General features: G+C 70.0%; 8 protein-coding genes. 2 read left to right on the top strand and 6 right to left on the bottom strand.

Translation table 11 applies throughout. The features are described 5' to 3' along the window. Nucleotides 1–152: 152 nt before the first annotated feature. The 5 genes from KY462_16230 to KY462_16210 all read right to left on the bottom strand — a co-directional run bounded on the left by KY462_16230 (nucleotide 153) and on the right by KY462_16210 (nucleotide 6,073). Nucleotides 153–551 carry a cupin domain-containing protein gene (locus KY462_16230; protein MBW3579245.1) on the bottom strand — a complete coding sequence of 133 codons (399 nt, stop codon included), beginning with the start codon at nucleotides 549–551 and terminating at the stop codon, nucleotides 153–155. 138 nt (nucleotides 552–689) lie between these two features. Then, nucleotides 690–2,021 (bottom strand): LuxR C-terminal-related transcriptional regulator, encoded by a 1,332-nt coding sequence (locus KY462_16225; GenBank protein MBW3579244.1) that lies wholly within the window; start codon nucleotides 2,019–2,021, stop codon nucleotides 690–692. A gap of 695 nt (nucleotides 2,022–2,716) precedes the next feature. Further along, nucleotides 2,717–3,178, bottom strand: coding sequence for a hypothetical protein (locus KY462_16220; protein ID MBW3579243.1), 462 nt, complete (start codon nucleotides 3,176–3,178; stop codon nucleotides 2,717–2,719). Next, nucleotides 3,175–4,209 carry a class I SAM-dependent methyltransferase gene (locus tag KY462_16215; GenBank protein ID MBW3579242.1) on the bottom strand — a complete coding sequence of 345 codons (1,035 nt, stop codon included), beginning with the start codon at nucleotides 4,207–4,209 and terminating at the stop codon, nucleotides 3,175–3,177. Before KY462_16215 ends, KY462_16220 begins: the two co-directional genes overlap by 4 nt. A 208-nt stretch (nucleotides 4,210–4,417) precedes the next feature. After that, nucleotides 4,418–6,073: a helix-turn-helix transcriptional regulator gene (locus tag KY462_16210; GenBank protein MBW3579241.1), complete on the bottom strand. Its 1,656-nt coding sequence runs from the start codon at nucleotides 6,071–6,073 to the stop codon at nucleotides 4,418–4,420. A 644-nt stretch (nucleotides 6,074–6,717) separates the two neighbouring features. On the opposite strand from KY462_16210, the gene KY462_16205 reads away from it, so the two are divergent. Together KY462_16205 and KY462_16200 are read left to right on the top strand one after the other, a co-directional pair. Then, complete coding sequence (locus KY462_16205; protein ID MBW3579240.1) at nucleotides 6,718–7,131, top strand: hypothetical protein; 414 nt, start codon at nucleotides 6,718–6,720, stop codon at nucleotides 7,129–7,131. Beyond that, nucleotides 7,128–8,057 (top strand): hypothetical protein, encoded by a 930-nt coding sequence (locus KY462_16200; protein ID MBW3579239.1) that lies wholly within the window; start codon nucleotides 7,128–7,130, stop codon nucleotides 8,055–8,057. Before KY462_16205 ends, KY462_16200 begins: the two co-directional genes overlap by 4 nt. A 284-nt stretch (nucleotides 8,058–8,341) precedes the next feature. On the opposite strand, the gene KY462_16195 is transcribed toward KY462_16200, so the two are convergent. Continuing rightward, nucleotides 8,342–9,286: IS256 family transposase (locus tag KY462_16195; GenBank protein MBW3579238.1), on the bottom strand; the 945-nt coding region annotated here is incomplete at its 5' end.

The raw sequence follows: 9,286 nt of genomic DNA, 5'->3' as shown, positions 1-9,286 counted from the left end.
GGTCAAGCGCGCGCCCGAACGGCGGTTCGCGGCCGTGCTCCTCGCGGGCCAGCAACTCGGAGAGCGTCTCGACGAACGGTGGGTGCTCGGCTGCGTCCTCCCACGGGTGGAATCCGAGCTTGTAGGCCAGTTCGTAGTTCATCGCCGCGTCCTCACTGTTCGCTGGTGTCGAGGGCGATGCCGTTCTGGCGCAGGTTCTCGGCGACCACCTCGATGGTGGCTCCCAGGACCGCCGTCGGGCTGAACTCGACGATTTCGGTGCCGGCGTGATGCACGACCGTGTGGCCGGGCGGGACGTAGTAGGCCTCGCCGGCCTCGTAGATCTCCTCACGGTCGTCGAACCGGAACCCGATGCGTCCCTCGATCACGTAGCCCCAGCGCGGCAGCGGGGAGCGGTCGTCGGGCAGCCCGCGGAACACCTCGGTGAGGTCGGCGTCCGCCGTATGCCGTTCGAAGCACACGCTGTAGCCGCCTTCGAGGTGCTCGAGGCGGATGTCCACGCCCTCGAACCTCACGGCATCGGATGCGGTGTCTCTCGACGTGCTCGGCATGGCGCAATCCCCTTCTCGTCTGTGCTTCGGGTCGGTGTTCGACCTCGGAGACGACGCTACGAACGGCCGGCCGCCCCGGCCTCGGTGCGAGCACCCAACTTCTCGTCAGCGGCGCATGGGTGTTCCCACACACATCGCTCAGACGAGGCCGTGTTCGTAGGCGTAGGCGGTGGCGGCCGCACGCGAGGACACGTCGAGCTTGGTGAAGATGTCGCTGACGTGCCGCTCGACGGTGCGGTGGCTGATCACCAGTGCGTCCGCGATCTCGCGGTTGCTACGCCCCGCCGCGACGTGCTGCAGCACCTCGAGCTGACGCGCGGACAGCCCGTGGGTGTCCCGGTCCGCGTCCTCCGCGATTAGACGATCCAGCCGTTGGAGGTCGGGCTGGGCCCCGAGATCGGCGAAGATCTCGCGGGCGGCCCTCCATTCCGAACGCGCGTCCTCCTCGTCGCCCAGGGCGCGCGACGCCCGCCCGACGAGCACGTGGACCCGTGCTGCCTCGTACGGGACGTCGAGTGCGTGCCACTCCTCCAGTGCCTGCCGCAGCAGCGGCAGCGCACCCTCCGGCTCATCCGCCGCGACTCGGACCATGCCCCGCGCGTGCGCGGCCGCGGCATCCAGCAACCGGCTGCGGAAGCTCGCTGCCGTCGCCTCCAGCTCGTCGCAGGCCTCCACCGCCCCATCGAGCTCGCCCGCGGCCACCAGCACCTCCACCGCGGCCGGCAGGAGCCGCGACCGGGTCGTCGGGTCGTCCGCTTCGGCCAGCGCACGGCGGATCGCCGCTTCCGCCGTCGCGGCCTGCCCCTCCGCGAGGCGGAGGAGCGCAGGGCCCGGCTGCGGCTGCCGACCGCGACGACGTGCCTGTTCGTAGGCGACCTCGGCCTGCTCGAGCTCGCCCCGCAGCCGGTGCAGCTCGCCCTGCTGGTAGTAGGCGGCGCCGACCGCGAGCTGGCCTGTAGGGCGCGCCTGGTGTTCGATCGCGCGGTCAACCTCGGACAGTGCATCCGGCCATGACCCGCGCAGCGTGAGGACCTCCGCGCGGTGGAGCTGGCACTGGCCGCGGAACGCGACCAGGTCCGGGTGCTCCTCGCACCAGTGGCTCAGGTCCTCAGTCCAGCGTTGGGCCCGGTGCAGGTCGAACAGCTCCTGGCAGCCTTCAATCGCGGTGCAGTAGCTGTCTCCCACCACGACCGGCGAGATTTCCCCGGTACTGATCCCGACGATCGCCTCATCGAGGCATGCGACACCGCCCCTCAGGCGTCCGAGCCGGATGAGTGCCCGACCCTGACCGAGCCGGGCCAGCGTCTCGAGATCACGGTCACCGAAGCGGACGCCGACCTGTGCCGCCGCCTCGAACAAAGCACATGCATCTCCGGCGTCCCCTTCGAAGATCGTCCGCAAACCGACGAGGTACTGCACGTAGCCGGCTTCGACGACATCGACATCGACATCCGCGAGCACGCGCTGCACGCTGTGCGATCCACCCGTTGCCGCCCGGCAGATCGCCCCGGTTGAGCAGCACGAACCCCACCCAGAAACCGCACCGCGCCGCCCAAGCCGGTTCATCCTGCACCCGGGCGAGGTGGAACGCACGCGACCACGTGTCGACGCTCTCCAGCTCCCGGCCGATCAGGTACTGGGCCGCTGCCAGCCGCTGCAGGTCGTGACTACCCAGCGGTTCCTCGTCGTCCACCTCATCGAAGTGCGCGCACGCATCCGACCACTGACGTGCAGCGAACAGGTCGCGCGCTTCCCGCAGTCGGTCGGCACGTGCCCTCATCATCAAACTCGCCTCACTGACAGCCGCATCGCAAAGAGGCGTGGAGCCGCCACATCGCAGTGATACACCTGGCCGAGGTCCCTCACAACGCTAACCCGATGGAGACCACCGTATGCACCGCGGTGCCCAGACGGACGGAAAGCCAACCCCAGGGGCACGAAGAAACCTCCCGGAGCCGCACCCATCACCGCGGGTAGGGATGCGACCCGGCGGTGCCTGGTCAGTCCGCGCAGAAAGTCGTGGTTGTCGCGCGGTCGGCCGAGGGGCCGAATTCGCCCATGATCGTGATAGCTTCGGAAGCCTCGGCGCCGTTGCGGAGCGGCGGTTCTAGCACGCCGGCGTGGCGACCTGAGCGGTGGTCAGCGGGCGGGCGGCTGGGTGTCGCTCACCGATTGCCCCGCTCAATCTCGGCGAGGAAGTGGCGCAGGTGGTCGGCGACGACCCGGCGGCCGATCCCGAGGCGGATGATCGCCCCGATGATGGCGCCCTTGGCGCCCTTGACGTTGCGGACGCCGACGACCTCAACTCGAGTGCGGTCGCCGTCCGGGGTCGCGCGGATCTCCCAGGTGCTGCCGGGGTGGAAGATGTTGGAGTCGGTCACGACGGCCTTGACGTGGCCGGGCTCCGACCAGTCGTAGCGTAGGCGCTCCCAGATGAAGCCGAACGGCTCGGGGTTGCCTTCGGTCACCTCGGCGGACGTGTCACCGATCTCGTGGCCCTCGAGATGTTCGAGGTGGACGTCGGGCCACAGTTCGGCGCGACGCTCGGAGAAGTCCCGGGCGGCCTCCAGCACCTGATCCGCGGTCAGAGAGGTGTGGTCGGTGACGTGGACGGTCGGCGTCCTCATCGCCGTTCTCCGTCCGGGCGTGCGATGTAGTAGCTGTTGATGAGGTCGCCCTCGACCTCGCGCACCTCTACGGAGCCGAAGCCGGCTTCTCGGAGCATTCGGGTGGCCGTCTGCTCGCCCCAGGCGGCCCCCAGTCCGGTCCCGTCTTGCGCCAGTGACACGGGCATGCAGTGCATCAGCGAGATGGCGTAGAGGAACGGGGCGGTGGGCAGCTCCACGTTCTCGTGCGGGTGGCTGGACGCCTTGACGTCGACCATCAGGAACACCCCGTCCGGTGTGAGCGCCGCGGCGATGCCGGCCAGCACGGCCGCGGGGTGCGCCTGATCGTGGATCGCGTCGAACGCCGTGATCAGGTCGAACGGGCCGACGCCGATCAGGTCGGTGACGTCGCGCAGCTCGAACCGGACGTTGTCGACGCCGCGTGCCCGGGCCGTCGCCCGGGCTTCGGCGATTGCCTCCTCGGAGAAGTCGTAGCCCACGAACGTGCTCGCGGGGAAGGCGGCGGCGAGCACGTTGAGGTGGTGCCCGCTGCCGCAGCCGATGTCGGCCACGGCGATGCCCTGGTCGAGGCGGTCGGCCAGGCCGTCGACCAGCGGCACGACCCGGTCGATGAGGATCGCCTCGGCCAGGTCCTTGCTGTCCTCGGCCATCAGCGCGTGGAACTCGGTGTAGGCGCTGTAGGGCACGCCGCCTCCTTCGTGGAAGCAGCGGACGACGTCATGCTCGACGCTGGCCATCAGCCCGATGAACTGCGCCAGCTTCGCGAGGTTGTCACTGCCTGCGCCGCGGGTCAGCACCACCGCGTGCTCGTCCGGGAGGCGCCACGTGCCCGCGGCCGGGTCGTGCTCGACGACGCCGCCGACGAGCATGGCCGCCAGCCACTCCCGCACGTAGCGCTCGTGCAGGCCGGCCGCGCGGGCCACCTGCTCGGACGTCGACGGCGGCAGACCCTGCAGCGCGTCGAACAGGCCGGTGCGGTGGCCGATGCTCAGCGTCAGGGCGGTCGAAGCATCGGCGATGACGCCCAGCATCCGACCCGCGAATGCCTCGACAGCGTCGAGGTCGATCGTCGTCTCGGGTGCCACGGCGGTGTCGGTCGCGACGGTCTGCGCGGTGCTCACGGTGCGCTCCTCTCCGGCGTCGTGGTCGCTGCTGCGACCGCGATCGACCGTACGGAGCGCCCCGCTCGGCGACTTCGGCCGGATCGTGCAACTTTCGAAGCCGGGCGTCTGCACCAGACTATGCAGACCGGGCGATCCCCTGGCGCCGCGCCCACGCCGCCGCGGCGGTCCGGGTCGCCACGTCCAGCTTCAGGTAGATGTTGGCGAGGTGACGCGCGACGGTCTTCTCGCTGATGACGAGCCGGTCCGCCACCTGGCGATTGGTGATGCCCTCGGCCACGAGAGCCAGGATCTCGGCTTCGCGGGGCGTCAGGCCGCCGGGCGGCTGGGCGTCGGGACGGCGCTGAGCGAGGCGCTGCAGGTCGACGACGGCACCGAGCCGCTCCAGCGTCGCGGCGGCCGCATCGAGCTCGAGCCGTCCCGCGTCCTGGTCCCCCAGGACCACGCACGCCTCGGCCAGCAGCATCCGCGCCTTCGCGCCGTCGTAGGGTGCATCCAGTTCGTGCCACCAGCGGATCGCGTCGCGCAGCGGGGCGATCGCAGCGGCCGCCTCCCCTGCGGCGAGTTCAACCGCGCCCCGCCCGTGGGCTGCGGCGGCGCGCAGGCCGTCGGTCCTCCACCGATCCGCCATCACGGCCAGCTCGTCCGCCGCCTCCCCAGCCGCCTGGAGGTCCCCGGCCTCGACGGCTACCTCGACGACGGCGCGTAGCAGGGGCGTCCGGCGGTAGTCGCCCCCCTGGTGACCGGCCAGTGCGGTGTGCAGCGACGTCATGGCGACTGCTGGCTGCTCCGACTGGGCCCGCAGTAGAGCGAGGCCGGGCTGGGGGTCGCGCCCCAGCTCGTGCGCTCGGCGGTAGGCCGCCTCAGCTTCCTCGCCCGCTCCCCGCAGCCGGAGCAGGTCGCCCAGCAGGTAGTGGCCCTCGGCGACCACCGCCGTGTTCATGCCAACGAGCTCGCGGCACACCACCTCGGCCTCCGCCTCCGCCGCGTCCCACTCGCCCGCCAGCTGGCGCAGCTGGACCCGGTGCATGCGGCAGATCCCCGAGAACATCACTGAGCTATCGAACTGCTCGCACCAGCGTTCCGTCGCGGCGGTCCACTCCCGGGCCCGGCGCAGGTCGGCGAGCTGCCAGCAGATCTCGATCATCTGGCAGTAGAGGTTCCCGGCGTACTCGGGAGCGATCTGGCCGGCCTGAACCGGCAGCATCGCCTCGTCGACCAGCGCCATCGCCTCGCCCACCGCACCGGCGCGCAGCCGAGCCCTGCCCTCCGTCATCAGGGCCAGCGAGGTCAGCGCGGTGTCGGACCCGCGGCGGCCGGCTTCCCCCGCTCGCCGCGCGAGGTCGACCGCGCGATCCAGGTCGCCGGACTCCAGTGCCTCCTCGGCGTCGAGATGCAGCACGTAGCCCATCGCGTGGTCGTCACTGGACCGCTCCACCAGCGACCGACCGCGACGCAACCAACCGGACCCCGCCGACAACTCCCCGCGGAGCATCAGCAGGAACCCGAGGCTCATCGCCTCCATCGCCGCCCGGATCGGCTGGCCCTCTTCCAGCAGCCGCTGGTGACCGAGCTCCGCCAACTCCAAGGCCCGGTCAGCGTGGCCGAGCCACCACGCCGCATCGCTCCAGGCCAGGACGTCGTCGGTCGACAGCTCACCGTGCTGGCGGACGCGCATGAACGCATCGTGGGCCTCGCCGAACCGGTGAGCTGCCCGCGCCTCATGGGCCACTGCGACCATGGCGTCAAGGTCGAACGGAGCGGATTCATCCATGCTGACCTCGGTACGGCGCCCAACTCAATCATGCCCATGACCTGCGGGCACCGCGAGCGGGGCACGAGAAGGCCGGCATGTTCAGCAAGCCACCGCCACGCTGGAGGGGGGACCGACCCGATCGGCTCCGACGTGACAACGAGCGGGCGCGGCTGCCCGCGTCGATCGTTGGGCGTCTCCTAAGGAGACCCCCAAGGGTGGAACCCTTGTATCGAGGCCGGATTCCGCTACGCCGCGGGAGACCACGTACAGAATGAGGACGGTTCTCGCCGCGCGCTGCTAACGCACATGTGTCCGAAGCCCCGAGCGGTTACGGGCGGATTGACGTCGCGCTCTGGCCGCGCAGAACGGGGAGTCTTGAGCGATCTCACGCGCGACATCCGTGGTTGCGGGCGGCCATCTCATAGCTGCCATCGCTCATCACGATCGCGCGGTGAGGCCATGCGTCCGTTTCGGATTTTCGATCACGGCTCGCGCATAGACACTCAGCCGCGGAGTCGGTGGGCCGCGGGCACGCGGACCCCGTCCAGCACGAGGGCCTGCGCACTCTCAGCGAGTCGCCGGTCCGCCGAGGAGGTCACGGGGACGGCGCCCCAGGTGGCCTGCTCCTACTCTGCCGGTCGTGCCGATCGAGGAGGGTCACGGTGGCCTTCGAGGAACGGGCGCGCGCACGGTGGGTCGAGTCCTGCGAGGCGATCGCCACCGCCTTTGGCGTCGCCGGGGAACGCGTCAGCGCGATCATCACGGCGGTTGACGAGCTGACCCGCGGCGAGGTCGCTGACGTGAAGCCGACAGTCGGGCGGGTCCGGGTGCCACGCGGCTGGCAAGCGGCAGTGATCGAGCTCAAGAGCGACGACCTGAAGCTCATCGCACGGCAGAGAGGCGACGACCCGGTCGAGTTCGACCTGCACGCGATCGGGCGGTGTCGGGCATGCCACGAGACGGTCCCCCTGGCCCCGCCGGTCACCGGCGTCCAGGAACTCGGGGCGACCCTCGAGTACGAGGTCCCGGCCGACCACGAGTGTCTCGGCAACCCACCCATCGAAGTGCAGACATGACCGACGAGCAGCCACCCGACCGCGAGGAGCCGCAGGCCCGCGAGGACCGCGAATCGGTGTCGCTCGACCCGGAGACCGTACGCAGGCTTCGGGCGATGACACGGATGGTCGCTGAAGACATGCAGCGGCACGTCGCCCAGATCGTTATCCCGTTCCGGGAGCGTGCCGCGGAGATCCGCGAGCAGGCCGAGGCCGCGCTCGCCGGTGTCCGCTCCACGCTTGAGCGGGCCGGCCGTGCCGCCGTCGATGCGATCGAGCGGACGGTCCCACCCAACTGGGATCTGGCTGACCCTCGCGGGCTGGTCGAGCTGTTCCGCGGCCGGTTCGACCTCGCTGTCGAAGGCGTGGTCGTCACCTGGGTGCCCCGCAACAGCGTGCTGAACGCGATCGAGAACACCGACGACGGCGACGATCGTCGTGCAGTGCTCGTCGCCAACGCCGATGCCATCCTCGAGGACTGCCGCCAGGCGCTGCAGCTCGTGGCCGACAGCGACGGGCGCCCGGTCACGGTGATGCTGGCCGGCTACGGGCTCGAAGCTGTCGACGCGGCCGGCGATGGCCGGTGGGCAGCCGCACAGGCGCTTGCGGTCAACGTACTGGAGACGTCGATTCGCAGGCTGCTCGGCAAGAAGCTGCCGCAGTTGCGTGACGAGTCGATCGAGTGGGACGACGCGGCCACGCTGTACTGGCTGCGTGAGTCGATGACGATGGTGGCGGTGCAGCCCGCGTTGGAGGGCTGGTGGCCGGACCGGCAGCCAGTGCCGGCCCGGCTAGACCGCCACGCCACCGTGCATGCCGTCGACCCGGTCCAGTACACCCAAGCGAACGCGCTCCAGGCAGTCATGTTGGTGGCGTCGTTGCTGCGAGAGGCCCACCAGATGTGGCTGCGACGCAGCCGGCCGGTCATCGGCCGGTGTCGAACGTGAGCGTCCAACGTGCCCGGGTCGTTCTCCTGGACGACCCGGGGGGCATGCGAGCGTCGACAGCCACTACCCGGCCTAGTGGGCCTGAACGGAGCGTCCCCTGACTCATGTGTATATCCCCTCGTCTCTGGGTGGTCGAGAGACTCACACGCCCATGCGTGGTTCTGTGGGACACGGGTTGGTACCCAACGAGGGGAGTCTTGCCAGATTCCGACCGACATCCGTGGCGTCGGTCGCGTCCCGCAAGTTGGTGTGGAAGACCACGTTGTCATCGTGGGTGTGACCGCTCAGGCGGTCACGGTCTGTAGTTCTGGGAGGGCCTCTTTGTCGGTGTCGTGTTCGACGTCGATGACGGTGATGAGGGCTTCGCGGATGGTGGACTGGTTCATGTAGCGCCGTCCGACCTGCCACTCGTCGTGCTGTTCGGCGAGCACCGCACCGACGAGGCGGATCACCGAGGCGCGGTCGGGGAAGATGCCCACGACGTCGGTGCGGCGGCGGATTTCGCGGTTGAGGCGTTCCTGGGGGTTGTTGCTCCACGTGCGCTTCCAGGTGTCTTTGGGGTAGGCGGTGTAGGCCAGTACGTCGGGGGCGGCGTCACGCAGCATCGCCGCGGCGTCGGGGTAGGTCTCGTCGAGCTTGTCGGTCACCCGGTCGAGCTGGTCCCACGCGTCGGTGGGGCGTTGCTGGGCGAAGATCGTGCGCACCAGCGAGCCGACCATCGCCTGGTCGTGTCGGGGGATGCGGTCGAGCAGGTTGGCGGTGAAGTGGGTGCGACACCGTTGCCACTGTGCTCCGTCGAGCACCGCGGCGATGGCGTCTTTGAGCCCGCCGTGCGCGTCGGAGGTGACCAGCTGCACCCCGTGCAGCCCGCGGGCCACCAGATCACGCAGGAACGCCGTCCAGCCCGCTCCGGTCTCCGAGCTGCCCAGCTGCAACCCGACGATCTCGCGGCGTCCGTCGGCGTTGACTGCGGTGGCGATCAGCGCGCAGGTGTTCACGATGCGCCCACCCTCGCGGATCTTGAGGCTGAGCGCGTCAACCCACATGAACGGGTACGGCCCGGCATCCAGCGGCCGCGTGCGCCAGGCGTCCACGATCTCGTCGAGGTCCTTGCAGATGCGTGACACCTGCGACGACGAGATGCCCTCCACGCCCATCGCACGAGCAACGTCATCGACCCGGCGGGTCGACACCCCCTCGACGTAGGCCTGCATCACCACGCTGGCCAG

This window comes from Actinomycetota bacterium (genome assembly GCA_019347675.1).
Classification (GTDB): domain Bacteria; phylum Actinomycetota; class Nitriliruptoria; order Nitriliruptorales; family JAHWKO01; genus JAHWKW01.
Note: the sequence above shows the minus strand (reverse complement) of the source record. Positions and strands in the feature narration are given on the sequence as shown.

Excerpts from the sequence above, each read along its gene's own strand:
- KY462_16200 (MBW3579239.1), top strand. The coding sequence starts at position 7,128 with ATGACCGACGAGCAGCCACCCGACCGCGAGGAGCCGCAGGCCCGCGAG.
- KY462_16230 (MBW3579245.1), bottom strand. The coding sequence starts at position 551 with ATGCCGAGCACGTCGAGAGACACCGCATCCGATGCCGTGAGGTTCGAG.
- KY462_16220 (MBW3579243.1), bottom strand. The coding sequence starts at position 3,178 with ATGAGGACGCCGACCGTCCACGTCACCGACCACACCTCTCTGACCGCG.
- KY462_16215 (MBW3579242.1), bottom strand. The coding sequence starts at position 4,209 with ATGCTGGGCGTCATCGCCGATGCTTCGACCGCCCTGACGCTGAGCATC.
- KY462_16210 (MBW3579241.1), bottom strand. The coding sequence starts at position 6,073 with ATGGATGAATCCGCTCCGTTCGACCTTGACGCCATGGTCGCAGTGGCC.